Below are 23,189 nucleotides of genomic sequence, written 5' to 3'. Positions count from 1 at the left end.
CATGTAGGGAAGACAGTTCTTCCCACTTACTCACTGCTTGATAAACCCTTTGTAATGGCGTTTTACCAATTGGCTTTCTAGCTGCTTCATTGTTTCTAAAGCAACGCCGACAACGATTAACATACTCGTTCCACCAATCTGTGCAGATGGAGGAAGATTTCCCAATTTCGTAAAGATAACTGGTAAGATTGCAATCGCTGCTAGGAAAATTGATCCCACAAAGGTCAAACGATACAAGATTTTTGTTAGATATTGTTCTGTATTCTTACCCGGACGAATACCTGGAACATATCCACCTTGCTTGTTTAGATTCTCTGACATTTGCTCTGGATTAACCTGAACAAATGCATAGAAATATGTGAAGGCTACAATGAGCGCAACATATATGATCATTCCCACTGGGTGAGAATAGTTAAAGTTTGCAATAATCCACTGCGACACATCATGTTTCGGGAAGAACTGTGCAATAGTTGGAGGCGTAATTAAGAATGAAACAGCAAAAATGACTGGAATAACACCCGCACTATTTACCTTAAGTGGTAAATGAGTGTTTTGTGCTCCAGCATGATTCCCATTCCCTCCTGTTACACGCTTCGCGTATTGAATTGGGATCTTTCTAACAGCCTGTTGAATGAAAATAACACCAACAATAACCGCTAGCACAGCTAGTAAAATCAATGCAACTTTAACGATACTCATGAACAATTGATCTCCGATATTTTGAAACTGTTGTTGATACACTTGAGATATAACACTTGGGATCGCTGCGGCAATACCGCCAAAGATAAGAATGGAAATACCATTACCTACACCTTTAGCTGTAATCTGTTCACCTAACCACATTAAAAATGCAGTACCAGCAGTCAGTACCGTAGCAATGTATAAATAAGTGCTCCAACCTGGATTCAAAATTAATTGCCCACCTACCATACCGTTAAAACCGATTGACATACCAAACCCCTGAATAAACGCAAGAACAATTGTAAAGTAACGCGTGAATTGCGTTAGTTTACGACGGCCCATTTCGCCTTGCTTCGACCATTCCGAAAATTTAGGAACAACATCCATCTGCAATAATTGCACGATGATGGATGCTGTAATATACGGCATGATTCCCATCGCGAAGATGGAGAAGTTTTTCAAGGCGCCACCGCCAAATGTATTTAGGATACCTAAGGCATTTAATTGATCTTGTGCTTTCAGTACGTCTCCATTTGTAAATGGCACTGGGATAAACGTGCCAATCCTGAATACGACTAACATCGCTAAAGTGAATAATATTTTACGTCTTATCTCAGCAACGCGCATAAAGTTGGAGATTGTACGAAACATTAGATCACCTCAACTGATCCGCCAGCTGCTTCAATTGCTTCTTTAGCACTTGAAGAGAACTTGTGCGCTTTAACAGTTAATTTTTTCTCTACTGCTCCGCTTGCAAGAATTTTAACACCGTCGTTTAATTTGCTGATAACGCCAGTTTCCAGCAATAATTCAGGTGTTACTTCTGTACCATCTTCAAAACGATTTAACGTTGATAAGTTTACAATAGTAAACTCTTTACGGTTAATGTTTGTGAAGCCGCGTTTTGGTAAACGACGGAATAGTGGAGTTTGACCACCTTCGAAGCCAAGACGAACACCGCCGCCAGAACGTGCGTTTTGTCCTTTATGACCTCTACCAGCAGTTTTACCGTTACCAGAACCGATACCACGACCGACACGGTTACGTACTTTACGAGAACCTTCTGCAGGTTTTAATTCATGAAGTTTCATTCCCAGGCACCTCCTTATATTAATGAGTTATCCTTAAGCTTCTTTTACAGTTATAAGGTGAGAAACTTTGTTGATCATACCAAGAATAGCAGGAGTTTCTTCCTTAACTACAGTTGAATTCAACTTTTTAAGACCTAAAGCTTCTACCGTCGCACGTTGATCTTGTGGACGACCAATTACACTACGAGTGAGGGTAATTTCTAACTTTTTCGCCATTTGTTTTCCCTCCTTAACCTAGTAGCTCTTCTACAGATTTACCGCGTAATTTTGCAACATCTTCAGCGCGCTTAAGTTCGCTTAATCCGTTCACAGTAGCGCGAATCATGTTGATTGGTGTGTTAGAACCAAGAGATTTCGAAAGAATATCTTGTACACCAGCTAATTCTAGTACCGCACGAACAGGTCCACCAGCAATAACACCAGTACCCTCAGCAGCAGGTTTTAAGAATACTTCACCAGCTCCAAAATGACCGTTGATTGTGTGTGGAATTGTTGTACCAACTAATGGTACAGCGATTAGGTTTTTCTTAGCGTCTTCGATAGCTTTACGGATTGCGTCTGGTACCTCTTGTGCTTTACCAGTACCGAATCCAACATGACCGTTTTTATCGCCAACTACAACTAGTGCAGCAAAGCGGAAACGACGACCACCCTTAACAACTTTCGCGACACGATTTATCGTAACTACACGTTCTTCAAGTTCTAATTTACTTGGGTCAATGCGTTGCATCAATTTTCCCTCCTTTGACCATTAAAATTGTAATCCAGCCTCACGAGCAGCTTCAGCTAGAGCTTTAACACGGCCATGGTATAAGTAACCACCGCGATCAAATACTACTTCTTTAACGCCTTTCTCTACAGCACGCTTAGCAACTGATTCTCCAACTTTCGTAGCAGCTTCAGTATTGCTAGTACCGTTAAGAGCAAGGTCTTTATCAAGAGTAGATGCACTTACTAATGTTACACCATTTACATCATCAATAACTTGAGCGTAAATATGTTGGTTAGAACGGTACACGTTTAAACGTGGACGTTCTGCAGTACCAGTAAGTTTAGCACGTACACGTGCATGTCTTTTCTTACGAGTCGCATTTTTAGCAGCTTTAGTGATCATTCTTGTCACTCCTTTCTTTCACCTAACGGGTTTACTTAGCAGTTTTACCTTCTTTACGACGAACAACTTCGCCTTCGTAACGAATACCTTTACCTTTATATGGTTCAGGAGCACGTACAGCACGGATGTTAGCAGCAAATTCGCCAACACGTTGCTTGTCGATACCTTTAATTACGATTTTAGTTGGTACAGGTACTTCAACTTCAAGTCCTGCTTCTGGAGTCATTTCTACTGGATGAGAATAACCTACGCTTAAAACAAGTTTATCTCCTTGTTTTTGAGCACGGTAACCAACACCGACTAATTCAAGTCCGCGTACGAAACCTGTAGTTACACCTTCAACCATGTTTCCGATTAAAGCACGAGTTGTACCGTGTAATGCACGGTGTTCCTTCTGTTCAGATGGACGCTCAACTGTTAGTGTATTTTCTTCAATTTTGATAGACATATCAGTTTTGAAAGTACGAGTTAATTCACCTTTAGGGCCTTTTACTGTTACAGTATTGTCTTCTGCAACTGTAATAGTAACACCTGCAGGGATTTCAAGAATCTTTTTACCAATACGAGACATGTGGTCACACCTCCGTTCGTTTTAAATATATATTACCAAACGTATGCTACTACTTCTCCACCAGTTTGTAATTGACGAGCGTCTTTGTCTGTCATTACTCCCTTAGATGTAGAAACAAGAGCGATACCTAATCCGTTAAGTACACGTGGTACTTCATCAGCTTTTGCGTAAACGCGTAAGCCAGGTTTACTGATACGTTTTAATCCAGTGATTACACGTTCATTGTTTGCACCATATTTCAGGAAAATACGAAGGATACCTTGTTTGTTATCCCCAATGTATTCTACATCACGAATGAAACCTTCACGTTTTAAAAGTTCAGCGATCTCTTTTTTGATTTTAGAAGCAGGAACCTCTAATTTCTCATGACGTACCATGTTCGCATTACGGATGCGAGTAAGCATGTCTGCAATTGGATCTGTCATCACCATGTGTTTTACCTCCTTCCCATTTGTGGGTTTTACCAACTAGCTTTTTTAACACCAGGAATTTGACCTTTATATGCAAGTTCACGGAAACAAATACGGCAAAGCTTAAATTTGCGGTATACAGAATGCGGACGACCGCAGCGTTCGCAACGTGTATACTCTTGTACTTTAAACTTAGGAGTACGCTTTTGTTTCGCGATCATAGATTTTTTAGCCACGTTTTCGCCTCCTCTACTTAGCGTTGGCTTCCATTATTTTTGGAATGGCATACCGAATTGTGTTAAAAGTTCACGAGCTTCTTCATCAGTTTTCGCTGTAGTAACGATTACGATGTCCATACCGCGGACTTTACTTACTTTATCATAATCAATCTCAGGGAAAATTAGTTGCTCTTTAACACCTAATGTGTAGTTCCCACGACCATCGAATGATTTCTTAGAAACACCACGGAAATCACGTACACGTGGTAAAGAAACTGATACTAATTTGTCGAAGAACTCATACATTTGTTGTCCGCGTAAAGTTACTTTCGCACCGATTGGCATACCTTCACGAAGACGGAAACCAGCGATTGATTTTTTAGCGCGAGTTACAACAGGTTTTTGACCTGCGATTTGCGTTAATTCTTCTACTGCATTGTCTAAAGCTTTTGAGTTAGATACCGCGTCACCAACACCAGTGTTGATTACGATCTTTTCGATTTTCGGTACTTCCATCACAGATTTATAGTTAAACTTGCTCATTAGAGCAGGAGTAATTTCCTTTTGGAACTTCTCTTTAAGGCGATTCAATGAAGTGACCTCCTTTCTTAAGAAAATTATTTATCTAATAATTCACCAGATTTTTTTGCAATACGAACTTTTTTACCATCTTCTACTTTGAAGCCTACGCGAGTAGGTTCGCCTGTTTTCGGATCTAATACCATAACATTAGAAACGTGAATAGGTGCTTCTTTCGTAATAATTCCACCTTGTGGATTTAATTGAGATGGCTTAGAGTGTTTTTTAACGATGTTAACACCCTCAACGATAACACGGTTTTGCTTTGGGAAAGCCACAAGGATAACGCCTTGTTTTCCTTTGTCTTTACCAGTGATTACCTGAACTTTATCACCTTTTTTTACATGCATCTTAATTCTGCACCTCCTTAGCAAGGCAATACCTTAAATTATAGAACTTCTGGAGCTAAAGAAACGATCTTCATGAAGTTGCTATCACGTAATTCACGAGCTACTGGTCCGAAGATACGAGTACCACGTGGGCTCTTATCGTCTTTGATGATAACCGCTGCGTTTTCATCAAATTTAATATAAGAACCGTCCGGACGACGAGCTCCGCTCTTCGTACGTACCACTACTGCCTTAACAACGTCACCTTTTTTAACAACGCCACCTGGTGTTGCTTGTTTTACCGTAGCAACGATAATATCACCAATATTAGCATATTTACGACCAGAGCCGCCTAATACTTTAATTGTTAAAAGTTCACGTGCACCAGAGTTGTCAGCAACTTTCAAACGAGATTCTTGTTGGATCATGTTATGAAACCTCCCTTCGGACTAAAAATTCCGATTCGTCTATTTAGATAACAACCGCTTCTTCAACGATTTCAACTAAACGGAAACGCTTAGTAGCAGAAAGCGGGCGAGTTTCCATGATTTTAACGATATCGCCAAGTTTTGCTTGGTTTTGCTCATCATGGGCTTTGTACTTTTTAGAATACTTAACACGTTTTCCGTACAAGGAATGAGTTTTGTAAGTTTCAACTAAAACTGTAATCGTTTTGTCCATTTTATCAGACACAACACGACCAGTATAAACTTTGCGTTGGTTACGTTCGCTCACTATGCAAACCTCCCCTCAATTTATCGATTAATTCCGATCTCTCTTTCACAAACTACAGTTTTCATACGAGCAATCGCTTTACGCACTTCACGGATGCGAGTTGGATTCTCTAATTGTCCTGTAGCAAGTTGGAAGCGAAGATTGAACAATTCTTCCTTTAAAGCTTTAACTTTTGTTTCGATTTCGGCAGTGGTTAATTCACGAATATCATTAGTTTTCATTAGATTCACCACCATTTTCTTCACGTTTTACGAATTTACATTTCACAGGTAGTTTGTGAGCTGCAAGACGTAATGCTTCGCGTGCTACCTCTTCAGATACACCCGCGATTTCAAACATAATTTTCCCAGGTTTTACTACTGCTACCCAGCCTTCTGGTGCCCCTTTACCGGAACCCATACGTACTTCTAGAGGTTTTGCAGTGTAAGGTTTAGAAGGGAAAATTTTAATCCATACTTTACCGCCACGTTTCATGTAACGAGTCATTGCACGACGAGCAGCTTCGATTTGACGGTTTGTAATCCATGAAGCAGCTTGTGCTTGTAAACCGAATTCACCGAAAGCAATTTCAGTTCCACCTTTTGCACGACCACGCATTTTACCACGATGCTCTCTACGATATTTTACGCGTTTTGGCATTAACATATTATTTTCCTCCTTCCTCAGAAGCTTTCTTTTTTGTAGGAAGGACTTCTCCACGGTAGATCCATACTTTTACGCCTAATTTACCGTATGTTGTATCAGCTTCAACTGCTGCATAGTCAATATCAGCGCGAAGTGTATGAAGTGGAACAGTTCCTTCACTGTAAGATTCTGCACGAGCGATATCAGCCCCGCCAAGACGACCAGAAACCTGTGTTTTAATACCTTTTGCTCCTGCACGCATAGCACGTTGAATAACTTGCTTTTGTGCACGACGGAATGATACACGGTTTTCTAATTGACGAGCGATGTTTTCGCCCACTAATTTAGCGTTAAGATCAGCTCTCTTAACTTCTAAAATGTTAATGTGTACACGCTTGCCTGTTAATTGGTTCAGAGCTTTACGAAGTGCTTCAACTTCAGTACCACCTTTACCAATTACCATACCAGGTTTTGCAGTGTGAATTGTAACATTTACACGATTTGCTGCACGTTCGATTTCTACTTTAGCAACAGCAGAATCTTTTAAGCGTACAGTAATGTACTCACGGATTTTGATGTCTTCATGTAATAACGTAGCATAATCTTTCTCAGCGAACCAACGAGATTCCCAGTCGCGGATAATACCGACACGAAGACCAATTGGATTAACCTTCTGACCCATCGATTATCCCTCCTTCTTTTCTGATACCACAACTGTGATGTGGCTTGTGCGTTTGTTAATTTGGCTTGCACGACCCATTGCACGTGGACGGAAACGTTTCAACGTTGGACCTTCGTCAACGAAGACTTTTTCAACAACTAGGTTGTTAATATCCATCTCATAATTGTGCTCTGCATTTGCGATTGCAGATTTTAAAACTTTTTCTACAACTGGAGAAGCAGTTTTTGGTGTGTGGTTAAGGATAGCAATCGCTTCACCCACTTGCTTACCTCGGATTAAGTCTACTACTAAACGAACCTTACGAGGAGCAATACGAACTGTTCTCACTACTGCTTTAGCTTGCATTGAAGTGCCTCCTCTCATTATCTTCTAGTTTTCTTATCGTCAGCAAGGTGACCTTTATACGTACGAGTTGGTGCGAATTCACCTAACTTATGGCCAACCATATCCTCAGTGATGTACACAGGTACGTGTTTACGACCATCATATACAGCAATTGTATGCCCGATGAACTGAGGGAAGATTGTTGAACGGCGAGACCAAGTTTTAACAACTTGTTTTTGCTCAGATGCAACTAATTTTTCCATTTTGTTCATTAAGTGATCATCGACAAATGGTCCTTTTTTTAAGCTACGAGCCATTTTGGTGCCTCCCTTCGTGATTGGCGTACGGTTCTTGAAATGAACCGTACTACAATCCCATTATTTTTTACGACGACGAACGATAAATTTATCAGACGCTTTGTTTTTCTTACGAGTCTTGAATCCAAGAGTTGGTTTACCCCATGGAGACATTGGAGACTTACGTCCGATTGGAGAGCGTCCTTCACCACCACCGTGTGGGTGATCAACCGGGTTCATTACAGAACCACGAACTGTTGGGCGCTTACCTAACCAGCGAGAGCGACCTGCTTTACCGATTTTGATAAGTTCGTGTTGTTCGTTACCAACTTGACCGATTGAAGCGCGACAAGCAGATAATACTAAACGTACTTCACCAGAAGTTAAACGTACAAGTACGTATTTTCCTTCTTTACCAAGTACTTGAGCAGATGTACCAGCAGAACGGACTAATTGTCCTCCACGACCAGGCTTAAGCTCGATATTATGAACAACAGTACCTACTGGAATGTTGATTAATGGTAATGCGTTACCGATTTTAATGTCAGCTTCAGGGCCAGACATAACTTCCATACCTACTTCTAAAGTTTTAGGAGCAAGAATGTAACGTTTTTCACCGTCAACGTAGTTAATTAATGCGATATTCGCAGAGCGGTTTGGATCGTATTCGATCGTAGCAACGCGTCCTGGAATTCCATCTTTGTTACGCTTAAAGTCGATGATACGGTATTGACGCTTATGTCCGCCACCTTGATGACGTACAGTAATTTTACCTTGGTTATTACGACCAGCCTTTTTGCTTAAAGGAGCAAGTAAAGACTTTTCTGGTCTGTCGGTCGTGATTTCAGCGAAATCATTCGTAGTCATGTTACGACGACCGTTAGTAGTTGGATTATACTTTTTAATTCCCATCTCAATTTCCCTCCTTCTTTAGTAAGAATTAAACGCCTTGGAAGATTTCGATTTCTTTGCTGTCAGCAGTTAGCTTAACGATTGCTTTACGACGACGGCTAGTAAAACCAGCGTGACGACCAACACGTTTTGCTTTCGGCTTGTAGTTCATGATATTTACTTTGTCTACATTAACACCAAAGATCGCTTCTATAGCGTCTTTAACCTCTGTTTTATTAGATTTAACGTCCACGTCGAACGTGTATTTTTTTTCAGCCATCATTTCCATAGAACGTTCAGTGATAACTGGGCGCTTAATGATATCACGAGGATCTCTCATTATGCAAGCACCTCCTCTACTTTTTCCACTGCCGCTTTTGTCATGATTAGCTTATCATGATGAAGCACATCTAGCACGTTTACGCCATCAGCAGTGATTACTGTTACTCCAGGGATATTGCGAGCAGATAACTCTACAGATTCGTTTGCATCAGCAGTTACGATAAGAGCTTTCTTCTCAACAGTTAATCCTTTAAGTACTGCTACCATGTCTTTTGTTTTTGGTGCATTTAACACTAGGTCCTCAAGAACTACAATGTTGTTCTCAACTACTTTAGTAGCTAATGCAGATTTGATTGCTAAACGACGAACTTTCTTAGGAAGTTTGTACGCATAGCTTCTTGGTGTAGGTCCGAATACCGTACCACCACCACGCCATTGAGGAGAGCGGATAGAACCTTGACGAGCACGTCCAGTTCCTTTTTGACGCCATGGTTTACGACCACCACCACGAACTTCAGAGCGAGTTTTTACTTTGTGTGTACCTTGACGTAAAGATGCACGTTGCATCATTACAGCTTCAAATAGTACAGCTTCATTTGGTTCGATACCGAAAATAGCTTCAGCTAATTCGATTTCACCAACCTGTGAACCAGTTTGGTTATATACAGTAACTTTTGGCATTGGAATTCCTCCTTCCTATTGTGAATTATTTGCTAACCTTCACAGCGCCTTGAACAACTACAAGAGATTTCTTAGCACCTGGAACGTTACCTTTTACTAGTAATAAGTTGCGCTCAGTGTCAACTTGAACGATTTCTAAGTTTTGGATAGTAACTTGGTCTCCACCCATACGTCCAGCAAGTTTTTTGCCTTTGAATACACGGTTCGGAGCAACTGGCCCCATTGAACCTGGACGACGGTGATAGCGAGAACCATGAGACATAGGTCCGCGAGATTGTCCGTGGCGTTTAATAACACCTTGGAAACCTTTACCTTTAGAAATTCCTGTTACGTCAACGATTTCACCTGCAGCGAAAACTTCAACTTTTACCTCTTGACCAACCTCTAATCCGTCCACGTCTGCATCGCGGATTTCGCGAATGAAGCGCTTAGGAGTTGTAGATGCTTTAGCAGTGTGGCCTTGTTCAGGTTTGTTAGTTAACTTTTCACGTTTATCTTCAAATCCTAACTGAATTGCGTTGTAGCCATCAGTTTCAGTTGTTTTCTTTTGAAGAACAACGTTTGGATTAGCAGCGATTACCGTTACTGGGATTAACTCACCGTTCTCAGCAAATACTTGAGTCATACCGATCTTTCTTCCTAAGATTCCTTTGGTCATGAGTTACACCTCCTACATTTTTAAGTTATATGAATTATAGTTTGATTTCGATATCTACACCAGATGGTAAATCTAAACGCATTAATGAATCTACTGTTTGCGGAGTAGGACTCACGATGTCGATTAGACGTTTGTGTGTGCGCATTTCGAATTGTTCACGAGAATCTTTGTACTTATGAACAGCACGAAGAATTGTGTAAATAGTCTTCTCAGTTGGTAATGGGATCGGACCAGAAACTGTTGCCCCAGAACGCTTAGCTGTTTCTACAATTTTCTCAGCTGATTGATCAAGAATACGGTGATCATAAGCTTTTAAACGGATACGAATTTTTTCTTTTGCCATTATTTTCCCTCCTTTGTTCGCCTATTTCTAAAATAGACCTTCTCCATGGAAATTTCCCCACACCATGCCATGGCAAAGCGGCCGGGTGTGTCAGCAACCTTCCACTTCATCGCAGTCAAAGACCAACATTGTCTATTATACAATGTTATTCGTCTAGATGCAAGCATCTTTTTGTTCGCATCTGCTTTTCTCTACTTTTGCTATTATACATGGCACTTTAAAGAATATCAAGTTTTCATCTACTCTTATTCACCTTACAGTTTTTGGGTGTTGTTTTCGTTTTATATACTATAGAAGAAACTCATCCAAAAATAGAAAATACATCTCTTTCTTCTATAGTAATAAGCAATAAAAAAACTCAAGGGAGAATCCCTTGAGTTTTTAATAATCTAATTAAAGACTACTCAGCAACGATTGTAGCAACTACACCGTAACCTACTGTACGTCCACCTTCACGAATAGAGAATTTAGTTCCCTCTTCGATAGCGATTGGAGCGATAAGTTCGATAGTCATTTCGATGTTGTCACCAGGCATTACCATTTCAGTACCTTCTGGTAATTGGATGATACCAGTTACGTCAGTTGTACGGAAGTAGAACTGTGGACGGTAGTTAGCGAAGAATGGAGTATGACGTCCACCTTCTTCTTTAGATAATACGAAAACCTCAGCTTTGAATTTAGCGTGTGCTTTTACAGAGCCAGTTTTAGCAAGAACTTGTCCACGTTGGATGTCTTCACGAGCAACCCCACGAAGTAGAGCACCGATGTTGTCTCCAGCTTGAGCTTGGTCAAGAAGCTTACGGAACATTTCTACACCAGTTACAGTTGTAGTAGCATTCTCTTCAGCAAGACCGATGATTTCTACTACGTCACCAACTTTAACGATTCCACGCTCAACACGACCAGTTGCAACTGTACCACGACCTGTGATAGAGAATACATCCTCGATAGGCATTAAGAATGGTTTGTCAGTTTCACGTTCTGGAGTTGGGATGTAAGCATCAACTTCAGTCATTAATTCGATGATTTTTTCTTCCCACTCAGCTTCTCCTTGAAGAGCTTTAAGAGCAGAACCTTTAATTACAGGAATATCGTCGCCTGGGAATCCGTATTCAGATAATAGGTCGCGAACTTCCATTTCTACTAATTCTAATAATTCTTCGTCATCTACCATGTCGCATTTGTTTAAGAATACAACGATGTAAGGAACACCTACTTGACGAGAAAGAAGGATGTGCTCACGTGTTTGAGGCATTGGACCATCAGCAGCAGATACTACTAAGATACCGCCGTCCATTTGAGCAGCACCAGTGATCATGTTTTTAACATAGTCAGCATGACCTGGGCAGTCAACGTGTGCATAGTGACGAGTTTCAGTTTCGTACTCAACGTGTGCAGTTGAGATTGTGATTCCGCGCTCTCTTTCTTCTGGAGCAGCGTCGATTTGATCGTATCCGCGTGCTTCAGCACCACCAGCTTTTGCAAGAACTGTAGTGATCGCAGCAGTTAATGTAGTTTTACCATGGTCAACGTGGCCGATTGTACCGATGTTAACATGGGGTTTAGAACGTTCGAATTTAGCTTTAGCCATTCTAAATTCCTCCTTAGTTTATATGGGTTATTTTATATTTAGACTAGAAAGTGAAACTTGCGTCTCACTTTCTAAGCTTACATAAGTAGTTATACTTGAACAATCGATAAAAATCAATTATTCACCTTTATTTTTTTTAATAATTTCTTCAGAAACAGACTTCGGTACTTCTTCATAATGATCAAATGTCATTGAGAATGTTCCGCGTCCTTGAGTGTTAGAACGTAATGCCGTTGCATAACCGAACATTTCAGAAAGTGGAACCATAGCGCGAACAACTTGAGCGTTACCGCGAGCTTCCATACCTTCTACACGTCCACGACGAGATGTTACGTCGCCCATAATGTCACCCATGTACTCTTCAGGAATTACAACTTCAACTTTCATCATTGGCTCAAGAATTACTGGGCTACATTTAGAAACCGCAGCTTTAAGCGCCATAGATGCAGCGATTTTGAACGCCATCTCAGATGAATCGACATCATGGTAAGATCCGTCAACTAACGCAGCTTTGATGTCAACTAGTGGATAACCAGCTAGTACACCATTTTTAAGTGAGTCTTCAAGACCCGCTCCAACAGCTGGGATGTATTCACGTGGAACTACACCGCCGACGATTTTGTTTTGGAATTCAAAACCTTTACCTTCTTCATTAGGTTCAAACTCAATCCAAACGTGACCGAATTGTCCACGACCACCAGATTGACGAGCGAACTTACCTTCAACTTTCGCAGCAGCGCGGAAAGTCTCACGGTATGCTACCTGAGGAGCACCAACGTTTGCTTCCACTTTGAATTCACGGCGCATACGGTCAACGATGATATCAAGGTGAAGTTCACCCATACCAGCGATGATTGTTTGGCCAGTTTCTTGGTCAGTGTGAGCACGGAATGTTGGATCTTCTTCAGAAAGCTTAGATAATGCTGTACCCATTTTATCTTGGTCAGCTTTAGATTTTGGTTCGATAGCTACAGAGATAACTGGTTCTGGGAATTCCATAGACTCAAGGATAACAAGGCTCTTCTCGTCACAAAGAGTATCACCAGTAGTAGTATCTTTTAAACCTACAGCAGCAGCGATATCACCAGCGTAAACTGTTGAAATCTCTTCACGGCTGTTAGCGTGCATTTGTAGGATACGACCTACACGCTCACGCTTACCTTTAGTTGAGTTTTTCACGTATGATCCAGAGTTTAACACACCAGAGTACACACGGAAGAACGTTAACTTACCAACATAAGGATCAGTCATGATTTTGAATGCTAAAGCTGCGAATGGTTCTTCATCGCTAGACTTACGCTCGATAGCTTCATCTGTATCCGGAAGAGTACCTTTAATAGCAGGTACATCTAATGGAGATGGTAGGTAGTCGATAACTGCGTCTAACAGAATTTGAACACCTTTATTTTTGAATGCAGAACCACAGATTACTGGGAAGAATTCTACAGAAGTTGTAGCCTTACGGATACCAGCTTTAAGCTCTTCTACAGTGATTTCTTCACCTTCTAGGTACTTCATCATCATTTCTTCATCAAGCTCAGCTACCGCTTCAATAAGTTTTCCACGGTATTCTTCAGCTAATTCTTTATGCTCTTCAGGAATTTCGACACGCTCGATGTCTGTTCCTAAATCGTTAGCGTACATGTAAGCACATTCTTCAACAAGGTCAATGATACCATTGAACTCATCTTCAGCACCGATTGGTAACTGAATTGGATGTGCGTTTGCTTGTAAACGATCGTGGATTGTTCCTACAGAGTATAAGAAATCTGCACCAATCTTATCCATTTTGTTAACGAATACGATACGAGGTACACCATAAGTAGTAGCCTGACGCCAAACAGTTTCTGTTTGTGGTTCTACACCAGATTGTGCATCAAGTACTGCTACTGCGCCATCAAGCACGCGTAAAGAACGTTCTACTTCTACTGTGAAATCTACGTGTCCTGGAGTGTCAATGATATTTACACGGTGACCTTTCCATTGTGCTGTAGTTGCAGCAGAAGTAATTGTGATACCACGTTCTTGCTCTTGCTCCATCCAGTCCATCTGAGATGCACCTTCATGAGTTTCACCGATTTTATGAATACGTCCTGTGTAATACAGAATACGCTCAGTTGCTGTTGTTTTACCAGCATCGATGTGAGCCATGATACCAATATTACGAGTGTTTTCTAAAGAGAACTCTCTAGTCATTTGGTGTCTTGCTCCTTCCATATATGGATTGGATTATTTTATTTTAAGTAGCAAAAAAGCCACTTTATATTGTTACATATGCCAGTGTCCAGTACCCTCATTATGTAAAACGAGCGCCCAACGAAAGGGAGAGGCATTCTCCCTCTCCACACTTCCATAAGCGACAAATAAAGCGGTTTATGCTTACATTTATTTTACGTTGAATCCTACCAACGGTAATGAGCAAATGCTTTGTTAGCTTCTGCCATTTTATGAGTGTCTTCACGTTTCTTAACAGATGCACCAGCGTTGTTAGCTGCATCTAAGATTTCGTAAGCTAGACGCTCTTCCATAGTTTTTTCACCACGAAGACGAGCATAGTTTACTAACCAGCGAAGACCTAAAGTTGTACGGCGTTCTGGACGAACCTCAACTGGAACTTGGTAGTTAGCACCACCAACACGACGAGCGCGTACTTCAAGAACAGGCATGATGTTCTTAAGAGCTTGCTCGAATACTTCCATTGGTTCTTTATCTGAACGTTCACGAACGATATCGAAAGCGTTATAAAGAATTGTTTGAGATTTACCTTTTTTACCGTCAACCATCATTTTGTTGATTAGGCGTGTTACAAGTTTAGAATTGTACATTGGATCTGGTAACACGTCACGTTTCGCAACAGGTCCTTTACGAGGCATATTGAGTTCCTCCTTTCATTATAAGTTTATTATTTTTTAGCAGGTTTTGGTCGCTTAGTACCATATTTAGAACGTCCTTGCATACGTTTGTCAACACCAGCTGTATCAAGCGCACCACGAACGATGTGGTAACGTACCCCTGGTAAATCCTTTACTCGACCACCGCGAATTAATACTACGCTATGCTCTTGTAGGTTATGACCGATACCTGGGATGTAAGCTGTAACTTCAATACCGTTTGTTAAACGTACACGAGCGTATTTACGTAACGCTGAGTTAGGTTTCTTCGGAGTCATTGTACCAACACGAGTACACACACCACGTTTTTGAGGTGCAGAGATATCAGTTGATTTTTTCTTTAAAGAATTAAAACCTTTGTTTAACGCAGGTGATTTAGACTTCCATACTTTATCAGTACGACCATTTCTCACTAATTGGTTAATAGTAGGCATTTGATTATCCTCCCTTCGCATGTTTGTATGACCACATATCCAGGTGGTTCATTATTAGTTGAAAACAAAGTTTTTGCAAGGAAGAGCAAATGCTCTCTCCTCACAAAAACAGTTTTAACTTATTATTCCTATTGCTGAAGCTCCCACTTGAATCCCCGAAACTTTCCCAAGCTTACGAACTGATTCAACTTTGGTTATGGGTATGTTATGTTGCAAGGCAGTACGAATGATAACATGGGTTAACCGCACATCGGCATCTTCCGCAATAACAACTTCTTTAACTATACCATTTTTGATTGCTTCCAATGTTCGTTTATGACCAACGACTACATTTTCAGCATTTGACACTTTTTGATAAGACATTTAAATATCCTCCAAAGCATCGTTCAGGAGCAACCTTGATTATAGTAACATTTTGTCTCATACAATGTCAACTAGGATCAGCTGTTTTTATACAAAATTTACGGCGGAAAATTTTACTGTTCCACATAAACTTCATCGTTTTCTACATTCATGTTATCTTGTGTTGTTTTTACAAGATCCACTTTGCGATAACGATTCATACCTGTTCCAGCAGGAACAAGCTTACCGATAATAACATTCTCTTTCAATCCTAGAAGCTCATCGCGTTTACCCTTAATTGCTGCATCTGTTAGAACACGAGTTGTTTCTTGGAATGACGCCGCAGATAAGAACGAATCTGTCTCAAGTGAAGCTTTTGTAATACCAAGTAGAACCGGTCTAGCCGTTGCTGGTTGTTTACCTTTCAGTAACACCTTCGCATTCGCATCAGTAAACTGATGGATATCTAGTAATGTTCCTGGTAATACATCTGTTTCACCCGCATCACTTACACGAACTTTACGTAGCATTTGACGTACCATTACTTCTACGTGTTTGTCACCAATTTCTACCCCTTGCATACGGTATACTTTTTGAACTTCACGTAATAAGTATTCTTGAACTGCTGTAATGTCCGTTACTTTTAGTAATTCCTTCGGATCAATAGAACCTTCTGTTAACTCTTTACCGTGGCTAATTGGCTGTCCTAGAGTTACTTTCAGACGAGCACCGTAAGGAATAGCATACGTACGAGCTTCAACTTCACCCTGTACAACTACTTCTTGGCGATCTTTAACATCGTTGATCGCTGCGATAACACCGTCAATTTCACTGATAACTGCCTGACCCTTCGGATTACGAGCTTCGAAGATCTCTTGGATACGAGGTAAACCTTGTGTGATATCATCCCCGGCAACCCCACCTGTATGGAACGTACGCATCGTTAACTGTGTACCTGGCTCACCGATAGATTGAGCTGCGATAATACCTACCGCTTCTCCTACTTCTACGTCTGTACCAGTTGCTAAGTTACGACCGTAACACTTCTTACATACACCATGGCGAGTATTACACGTAAACGCTGAACGAATGTTTACAGTTTCAACACCCGACTTTTCAACGATATGAGCAATATCTTCAGTAATTAATTGATTTTCAACAACTAATACTTCACCTGTTTCAGGATGTTTTACAGTTTTTCTTGCAAAACGTCCAACAAGACGATCATATAGTGACTCAATAACTTCATTACCCTCTTTAATCGCACCAATTAGTAAACCGCGATCTGTTCCACAATCATCTTGACGAACAATTACATCTTGTGCAACGTCTACAAGACGACGTGTTAAGTAACCAGAATCGGCAGTTTTAAGTGCTGTATCGGCAAGACCTTTACGCGCACCATGCGTAGAGATGAAGTACTCAAGTACTGTTAAACCTTCACGGAAACTCGATTTGATCGGAAGCTCAATGATACGACCAGATGGATTGGCCATCAGACCACGCATACCAGCAAGCTGAGTAAAGTTCGATGCGTTACCACGGGCACCGGAATCACTCATCATGAAGATTGGGTTGCGTTTATTCAAGGATTTCATCAGCTTTCCTTGGATAACATCTTTTGCATTACTCCAAATAGAGATAACACGATCGTAACGTTCTTCTTCCGTGATTAAACCGCGACGGAATTGTTTAATTACATTATCTACTTTTGCTTGTGCTTCATGGAGAATTTCATCTTTTTCACCTAATACAAGAATATCTGATACCCCAACTGTAATACCAGCTTTTGTAGAGTATTTAAATCCTAAGTTTTTCATACGGTCAAGCATGCGAGACGTTTCTGTAATTTGGAAACGTTTGAATACTTCCGCAATAATATTACCAAGGATTTTCTTGCTAAATGGTGCCACTTCTTCGCGACTAGCAATAATTTCTTTAATGTTCGCACCTTTTTCAACGAAATATTCCGCTGGTGTTTCTTTTTCAAGGTTTGAGTTTGTTGGTTCATTAATATAAGGGAACGACTCTGGTAAGATTTCGTTAAATATTAATTTACCAACTGTTGTTAATAGAAGCTTACTCTTTTGCTCTTCAGTAAACGTTACATTATTTACCGAACTCGCAGCAACTGCAACACGTGTGTGCAGATGTACATATCCATTTTGGTATGCAAGTATTGCTTCGTTTGCATCTTTGAAGACCATACCTTCACCGATTGCACCCTCGCGCTCAAGTGTTAAGTAATAGTTACCTAATACCATATCCTGAGATGGAGTAACAACTGGTTTTCCGTCTTTTGGATTCAAGATGTTTTGTGCCGCTAACATAAGGATACGAGCTTCTGCTTGTGCCTCTGATGATAACGGAACGTGAACCGCCATTTGGTCACCGTCAAAGTCCGCGTTGTATGCAGTACATACAAGTGGGTGAAGACGGATTGCACGACCTTCTACTAGTGTAGGTTCAAACGCCTGGATACCAAGACGGTGAAGTGTTGGTGCGCGGTTTAGAAGTACTGGATGCTCTTTAATCACAGATTCTAAAACGTCCCAAACTTCAGGGTGTACACGCTCGATTTTACGTTTAGCACTCTTAATGTTGTGTGCTAATCCTTTTCCAACTAACTCTTTCATAACGAAAGGCTTAAACAATTCAAGTGCCATTTCTTTCGGCAATCCACATTGGTACATCTTTAAGTTCGGTCCTACGACGATTACAGAACGGCCAGAGTAGTCAACACGTTTACCTAATAAGTTTTGACGGAAACGTCCTTGTTTACCTTTAAGCATGTGAGATAGTGATTTTAATGGACGGTTACCTGGTCCAGTAACTGGACGGCCACGGCGACCATTATCGATTAATGCGTCTACAGCTTCTTGTAACATACGTTTTTCGTTTTGAACGATAATGCTTGGTGCACCTAAGTCCAATAGACGTTTTAAACGGTTGTTACGGTTAATTACACGACGATATAAGTCGTTTAAGTCAGAAGTAGCAAAACGTCCACCATCTAACTGTACCATCGGGCGTAGTTCTGGTGGGATAACTGGAAGAACCTCTAAGATCATCCAAGATGGGTGATTTCCAGAGTTACGGAATGCTTCTAATACTTCTAGACGTTTAATAGCACGAGTACGGCGTTGTCCTTGTGCTGTTTTTAATTCTTCTTTTAAGAAGTCTACTTCTTTATCTAAATCGATGTCTTGCAGTAATTTTTTAATCGCTTCTGCACCCATAGCAGCATGGAATGTACTGCCATATCGATCACGATATGCACGGTATTCTTTTTCAGAAAGTAATTGCTTCTTATCAAGTGGTGTATCTCCACTTTCTGTTACAACATAAGAAGCGAAATAAATTACTTCTTCAAGCGCGCGAGGGGACATGTCTAAGACAAGTCCCATGCGGCTCGGGATACCTTTGAAATACCAAATATGAGATACAGGAGCAGCTAATTCGATATGACCCATACGTTCACGACGAACTTTTGCACGCGTTACTTCAACGCCACATCGATCACAAACTACACCTTTATAACGTACACGTTTATATTTCCCGCAATGACATTCCCAGTCCTTTTGTGGTCCGAAAATACGCTCACAGAACAAGCCATCTTTTTCAGGCTTTAACGTACGATAGTTAATTGTTTCTGGTTTCTTAACTTCACCGTATGACCAAGAACGAATCTTGTCAGGTGAAGCAAGTCCAATCTTCATATATTCAAAGTTATTTACATCTATCAAGGGGCCTACCTCCCTTTTAGTCTACAGGTTATCCCAATTATTCCTTAGTTGTCTCAACTTCAACATTCAATTTATCTGCTGATTGATGATCATCGTCATCTTCCGTATCACGCATTTCAATTTCTGTATCGTTGATAGACATCATTTTAACGTCCATACCTAAACTTTGCAGTTCTTTAATCAATACTTTGAATGATTCAGGAACGCCTGGTTCTGGAACATTTTCACCTTTAACAATTGCTTCATACGTCTTAACACGTCCAATAACATCATCAGACTTCACTGTTAAGATTTCTTGAAGAGTATAAGCAGCACCATAAGCTTCAAGTGCCCAAACCTCCATCTCACCGAAACGCTGTCCACCGAACTGAGCTTTACCTCCAAGAGGTTGCTGCGTTACAAGTGAGTATGGTCCAGTAGAACGAGCATGAAGTTTATCGTCAACCATGTGCGCAAGTTTGATCATATACATGACACCAACAGATACACGGTTATCGAATGGCTCACCAGTACGTCCGTCATACAGGATTGTTTTCGCGTCATTTGCCATACCAGCTTCTTCAATTGTGCCCCATACATCTTCCTCACGAGCACCATCGAATACCGGTGTTGCAATGTGAATACCAAGGTATCTTGCTGCCATACCAAGATGAAGCTCTAATACCTGACCGATATTCATACGAGATGGTACCCCTAATGGGTTTAACATGATATCGATTGGCGTACCATCTGGTAAGTAAGGCATATCTTCTTCCGGTAAAATACGGGAGATAACACCTTTGTTACCATGACGACCGGCCATTTTGTCACCTTCAGAAATTTTACGCTTTTGAACGATATATGCACGTACAAGTTGATTCACGCCTGGTGGCAATTCATCGCCATCTTCACGGTTAAACACTTTTACGTCTAAGATAATACCGCCACCACCGTGTGGTACACGTAGTGATGTATCACGTACTTCACGTGCTTTTTCACCGAAGATTGCATGTAATAGACGTTCTTCTGCCGTTAATTCTGTTACACCTTTTGGCGTTACTTTACCAACAAGTAGATCTCCATCTTTTACTTCAGCACCGACGCGAATAATACCGCGCTCGTCAAGATTACGAAGTGCATCTTCTCCAACATTCGGGATATCACGTGTAATTTCTTCTGGTCCAAGCTTCGTATCACGAGCTTCTGATTCATATTCTTCAATATGGATAGAAGTGTACACATCATCTTTTACAAGGCGCTCACTCATGATGATCGCATCCTCATAGTTATAACCGTCCCATGTCATAAAGCCAACAAGCACGTTACGTCCAAGCGCCAGTTCACCTAGTTCCATAGAAGGACCATCCGCAAGGATTTCACCTTTTACAACTTGGTCTCCAACACTTACGATTGGACGTTGGTTGTAGCAAGTTCCTTGGTTAGAACGAATGAATTTTTGCATTTTGTAGCGATCTAAGTCGCCTTTTACTGTTTGACCGTCAACGTCTACATAGCGACGTACCCAAACTTCACGTGCTTCTACGCGCTCAACAACACCAGGCTGTTTACAGATTACTGCAGCACCTGAGTCTTTTGCTGATACGTACTCCATACCTGTACCTACAATCGGAGATTCCGGATTTATTAACGGAACCGCCTGACGTTGCATGTTCGCTCCCATAAGTGCGCGGTTAGAGTCATCGTTTTCTAAGAACGGAATACAAGCTGTCGCTGCCGACACTACTTGTTTTGGAGATACATCCATGTAGTCGATGCGTTCTTTATTTGTGACAATGTTTTCACCACGGAAACGAGCTACGATATCTTCATCAAGGAATTCCCCTACTTCAGATAATTTCATATTCGCTTGGGCTACAACATAGTTATCTTCTTCATCTGCTGTTAAATAATCAACCTGCCCTGTTACAAGACCAGTTTCTGGGTCAACACGACGGTATGGCGTTTCAATGAAACCAAACTCATTTACTTTCGCAAACGAAGATAATGAGTTAATCAAACCGATGTTTGGTCCCTCTGGCGTTTCAATTGGACACATACGACCATAGTGAGAGTAGTGAACGTCACGTACTTCAAAGCCTGCGCGCTCACGCGTTAAACCACCGGGTCCTAATGCAGATAGTCTTCGTTTGTGAGTTAACTCTGCTAATGGGTTTGTTTGATCCATGAACTGAGATAACTGAGAACTTCCGAAGAACTCTTTAATAGATGCAATAACCGGGCGAATGTTAATTAACGCTTGTGGTGTAATTGCATTTGTATCTTGAATCGACATTCTCTCACGAACAACACGTTCCATACGAGAAAGACCGATACGGAATTGGTTTTGTAGTAACTCTCCTACAGAACGCAGACGACGATTTCCTAAGTGGTCAATATCATCTGTATCTCCTACTTTATATAGCAAGTTAAAGAAGTAGCTAATAGAAGCAAGAATATCACCTGGTGTGATGTGTTTTATATCACGAGTAATATTTGCATTCCCAATTACGTTTATAGATCGTTCGCCTTCTGATTCTGGAGCATAGATCTTAATAGATTGCAGCTCAACATCGCCTGCTACCACTCCACCCATTGGTTTCGCTGTTTTGAATCCAATGTTTTTCTCTAAGTAAGGTAGAATGCGATCCAGTGTACGACGATCTAAGACTGTTCCTTCTGCCGCTAAAATTTCACCAGTTTCTGGATCCACCAGTGTTTCAGCTAAACGTTGGTTAAACAATCTGTTTTTAATGTGTAGCTTTTTGTTGATCTTATAGCGACCTACATTTGCTAAATCGTAGCGCTTCGGATCAAAGAAACGAGACACAAGTAAGCTCTTTGCATTTTCTACTGTTGGTGGTTCACCAGGGCGTAGACGCTCATAAATTTCAAGCAATGCTTTCTCTGTGCTATCTGTGTTGTCTTTTTCTAACGTATTGCTTAAGTATTCGTTATCACCTAAAAGCTCGGTGATTTCTTGATCAGAGCCAAACCCTAATGCGCGTAACAAAACAGTTACAGGAAGTTTACGCGTACGGTCAATACGCACATATACAACATCCTTAGCATCTGTTTCATACTCTAACCAAGCTCCGCGGTTTGGAATTACAGTAGCAGTAAAACCACGTTTTCCGTTTTTATCCACTTTGCCACTATAGTATACGCTTGGAGAGCGAACTAACTGGGAAACGATAACACGTTCTGCACCGTTAATTACGAATGTTCCAGTCTCTGTCATGAGTGGGAAATCTCCCATGAACACATCTTGTTCTTTTACTTCACCAGTTTCCTTGTTGATTAGACGCACTTTTACACGAAGTGGTGCTGCATACGTCACATCACGCTCTTTGCATTCTTCTACAGAGTATTTAGGTTCACCCAAGCTGTAGTCGATAAATTCAAGCGATAGATTTCCCGTAAAGTCTTCGATCGGAGAAATGTCTTGGAACATTTCTCGCAAACCCTCATCAAGAAACCACTGATAAGAAGAGGTTTGAATTTCGATAAGATTTGGTAACTCTAATACTTCACTAATACGGGCATAACTTCTTCGTTGGCGGTGGCGTCCGTATTGAACTAGTTGACCTGTCAACTGCTTCACCCCTCAAATCATGAGTATTATAAATGCACAAAAAAATTTGTGCAAAATCACAAATAAATACAACTACTGCTATTAGCGTAGTTTTTTTCTCTTAAA

Annotated in this window: 29 protein-coding genes; all 29 read right to left on the bottom strand. The window is 40.9% G+C overall.

Annotated features, from left to right (window positions below):
• Positions 1-30 precede the first annotated feature (30 nt).
• On the bottom strand, positions 31-1,332 hold the full coding sequence (gene secY / locus AB3X49_RS00265) for a preprotein translocase subunit SecY (protein ID WP_002124688.1): 1,302 nt from the start codon (positions 1,330-1,332) through the stop codon (positions 31-33).
• Positions 1,332-1,772, bottom strand: coding sequence for a 50S ribosomal protein L15 (gene rplO / locus AB3X49_RS00260; RefSeq protein WP_002009754.1), 441 nt, complete (start codon positions 1,770-1,772; stop codon positions 1,332-1,334). The genes secY and rplO overlap by 1 nt, the downstream gene beginning before the upstream one ends.
• A gap of 33 nt (positions 1,773-1,805) precedes the next feature.
• Entirely contained in the window at positions 1,806-1,988 is a 183-nt protein-coding gene (rpmD, locus tag AB3X49_RS00255) for a 50S ribosomal protein L30 (RefSeq protein ID WP_001085231.1), read from the bottom strand.
• Positions 1,989-2,001: 13 nt separating this feature from the next.
• The gene (gene rpsE / locus AB3X49_RS00250; RefSeq protein WP_002009759.1) at positions 2,002-2,502 is read right to left on the bottom strand and encodes a 30S ribosomal protein S5; all 501 of its coding nucleotides are present in this window, start codon (positions 2,500-2,502) and stop codon (positions 2,002-2,004) included.
• 21 nt (positions 2,503-2,523) lie between these two features.
• The gene (rplR, locus tag AB3X49_RS00245) at positions 2,524-2,886 is read right to left on the bottom strand and encodes a 50S ribosomal protein L18 (RefSeq protein ID WP_002009761.1); all 363 of its coding nucleotides are present in this window, start codon (positions 2,884-2,886) and stop codon (positions 2,524-2,526) included.
• Positions 2,887-2,917: 31 nt separating this feature from the next.
• Entirely contained in the window at positions 2,918-3,457 is a 540-nt protein-coding gene (rplF, locus tag AB3X49_RS00240) for a 50S ribosomal protein L6 (RefSeq protein ID WP_002009762.1), read from the bottom strand.
• Positions 3,458-3,489: 32 nt separating this feature from the next.
• Positions 3,490-3,888: a 30S ribosomal protein S8 gene (gene rpsH, locus AB3X49_RS00235; RefSeq protein ID WP_002009764.1), complete on the bottom strand. Its 399-nt coding sequence runs from the start codon at positions 3,886-3,888 to the stop codon at positions 3,490-3,492.
• A gap of 29 nt (positions 3,889-3,917) precedes the next feature.
• On the bottom strand, positions 3,918-4,103 hold the full coding sequence (gene rpsN, locus AB3X49_RS00230) for a 30S ribosomal protein S14 (protein WP_001085700.1): 186 nt from the start codon (positions 4,101-4,103) through the stop codon (positions 3,918-3,920).
• A gap of 33 nt (positions 4,104-4,136) precedes the next feature.
• Entirely contained in the window at positions 4,137-4,676 is a 540-nt protein-coding gene (gene rplE, locus AB3X49_RS00225) for a 50S ribosomal protein L5 (RefSeq protein WP_002091528.1), read from the bottom strand.
• A gap of 26 nt (positions 4,677-4,702) precedes the next feature.
• Positions 4,703-5,014, bottom strand: a complete 312-nt coding sequence (gene rplX, locus AB3X49_RS00220; protein WP_000558201.1) for a 50S ribosomal protein L24 — start codon at positions 5,012-5,014, stop codon at positions 4,703-4,705.
• 38 nt (positions 5,015-5,052) lie between these two features.
• Positions 5,053-5,421: a 50S ribosomal protein L14 gene (gene rplN / locus AB3X49_RS00215; protein ID WP_000615912.1), complete on the bottom strand. Its 369-nt coding sequence runs from the start codon at positions 5,419-5,421 to the stop codon at positions 5,053-5,055.
• 43 nt (positions 5,422-5,464) lie between these two features.
• Entirely contained in the window at positions 5,465-5,728 is a 264-nt protein-coding gene (rpsQ, locus tag AB3X49_RS00210; RefSeq protein ID WP_002091526.1) for a 30S ribosomal protein S17, read from the bottom strand.
• A gap of 20 nt (positions 5,729-5,748) precedes the next feature.
• Positions 5,749-5,949: a 50S ribosomal protein L29 gene (rpmC, locus tag AB3X49_RS00205; RefSeq protein WP_002091523.1), complete on the bottom strand. Its 201-nt coding sequence runs from the start codon at positions 5,947-5,949 to the stop codon at positions 5,749-5,751.
• Positions 5,939-6,373 (bottom strand): 50S ribosomal protein L16, encoded by a 435-nt coding sequence (gene rplP / locus AB3X49_RS00200; RefSeq protein ID WP_000928969.1) that lies wholly within the window; start codon positions 6,371-6,373, stop codon positions 5,939-5,941. The genes rpmC and rplP overlap by 11 nt, the downstream gene beginning before the upstream one ends.
• Position 6,374: 1 nt before the next feature.
• Positions 6,375-7,034, bottom strand: a complete 660-nt coding sequence (gene rpsC, locus AB3X49_RS00195; protein ID WP_002009771.1) for a 30S ribosomal protein S3 — start codon at positions 7,032-7,034, stop codon at positions 6,375-6,377.
• 3 nt (positions 7,035-7,037) lie between these two features.
• Positions 7,038-7,379, bottom strand: a complete 342-nt coding sequence (rplV, locus tag AB3X49_RS00190) for a 50S ribosomal protein L22 (protein ID WP_002009773.1) — start codon at positions 7,377-7,379, stop codon at positions 7,038-7,040.
• 17 nt (positions 7,380-7,396) lie between these two features.
• Positions 7,397-7,675, bottom strand: a complete 279-nt coding sequence (rpsS, locus tag AB3X49_RS00185) for a 30S ribosomal protein S19 (RefSeq protein ID WP_000124452.1) — start codon at positions 7,673-7,675, stop codon at positions 7,397-7,399.
• Positions 7,676-7,735: 60 nt separating this feature from the next.
• Positions 7,736-8,566: a 50S ribosomal protein L2 gene (gene rplB, locus AB3X49_RS00180; RefSeq protein ID WP_000511584.1), complete on the bottom strand. Its 831-nt coding sequence runs from the start codon at positions 8,564-8,566 to the stop codon at positions 7,736-7,738.
• A gap of 28 nt (positions 8,567-8,594) precedes the next feature.
• Positions 8,595-8,885, bottom strand: a complete 291-nt coding sequence (gene rplW / locus AB3X49_RS00175; protein ID WP_001205557.1) for a 50S ribosomal protein L23 — start codon at positions 8,883-8,885, stop codon at positions 8,595-8,597.
• Positions 8,885-9,508, bottom strand: coding sequence for a 50S ribosomal protein L4 (rplD, locus tag AB3X49_RS00170; RefSeq protein ID WP_001127261.1), 624 nt, complete (start codon positions 9,506-9,508; stop codon positions 8,885-8,887). Before rplD ends, rplW begins: the two co-directional genes overlap by 1 nt.
• Before the next feature lie 25 nt (positions 9,509-9,533).
• On the bottom strand, positions 9,534-10,166 hold the full coding sequence (rplC, locus tag AB3X49_RS00165) for a 50S ribosomal protein L3 (protein WP_000160209.1): 633 nt from the start codon (positions 10,164-10,166) through the stop codon (positions 9,534-9,536).
• A gap of 34 nt (positions 10,167-10,200) precedes the next feature.
• Positions 10,201-10,509: a 30S ribosomal protein S10 gene (rpsJ, locus tag AB3X49_RS00160; RefSeq protein ID WP_001040595.1), complete on the bottom strand. Its 309-nt coding sequence runs from the start codon at positions 10,507-10,509 to the stop codon at positions 10,201-10,203.
• A 400-nt stretch (positions 10,510-10,909) separates the two neighbouring features.
• Positions 10,910-12,100, bottom strand: a complete 1,191-nt coding sequence (gene tuf / locus AB3X49_RS00155; RefSeq protein WP_002009778.1) for an elongation factor Tu — start codon at positions 12,098-12,100, stop codon at positions 10,910-10,912.
• A gap of 117 nt (positions 12,101-12,217) precedes the next feature.
• The gene (gene fusA / locus AB3X49_RS00150) at positions 12,218-14,296 is read right to left on the bottom strand and encodes an elongation factor G (protein ID WP_002113318.1); all 2,079 of its coding nucleotides are present in this window, start codon (positions 14,294-14,296) and stop codon (positions 12,218-12,220) included.
• Between the two features lie 206 nt (positions 14,297-14,502).
• Positions 14,503-14,973: a 30S ribosomal protein S7 gene (gene rpsG / locus AB3X49_RS00145; RefSeq protein ID WP_001137492.1), complete on the bottom strand. Its 471-nt coding sequence runs from the start codon at positions 14,971-14,973 to the stop codon at positions 14,503-14,505.
• 29 nt (positions 14,974-15,002) lie between these two features.
• Positions 15,003-15,425, bottom strand: coding sequence for a 30S ribosomal protein S12 (gene rpsL / locus AB3X49_RS00140; RefSeq protein ID WP_001142341.1), 423 nt, complete (start codon positions 15,423-15,425; stop codon positions 15,003-15,005).
• A 114-nt stretch (positions 15,426-15,539) separates the two neighbouring features.
• Positions 15,540-15,788 carry a 50S ribosomal protein L7ae-like protein gene (locus tag AB3X49_RS00135; RefSeq protein WP_000121833.1) on the bottom strand — a complete coding sequence of 83 codons (249 nt, stop codon included), beginning with the start codon at positions 15,786-15,788 and terminating at the stop codon, positions 15,540-15,542.
• A gap of 113 nt (positions 15,789-15,901) precedes the next feature.
• Positions 15,902-19,513, bottom strand: a complete 3,612-nt coding sequence (gene rpoC, locus AB3X49_RS00130) for a DNA-directed RNA polymerase subunit beta' (RefSeq protein ID WP_002009783.1) — start codon at positions 19,511-19,513, stop codon at positions 15,902-15,904.
• A gap of 37 nt (positions 19,514-19,550) precedes the next feature.
• Positions 19,551-23,084: a DNA-directed RNA polymerase subunit beta gene (gene rpoB / locus AB3X49_RS00125; RefSeq protein WP_002113316.1), complete on the bottom strand. Its 3,534-nt coding sequence runs from the start codon at positions 23,082-23,084 to the stop codon at positions 19,551-19,553.
• Between the last annotated feature and the right edge of the window lie 105 nt (positions 23,085-23,189).

This window comes from Bacillus sp. C30 (genome assembly GCF_040838255.1).
Classification (GTDB): domain Bacteria; phylum Bacillota; class Bacilli; order Bacillales; family Bacillaceae_G; genus Bacillus_A; species Bacillus_A mycoides.
This window is presented reverse-complemented; position numbering and strand designations above follow the sequence as displayed.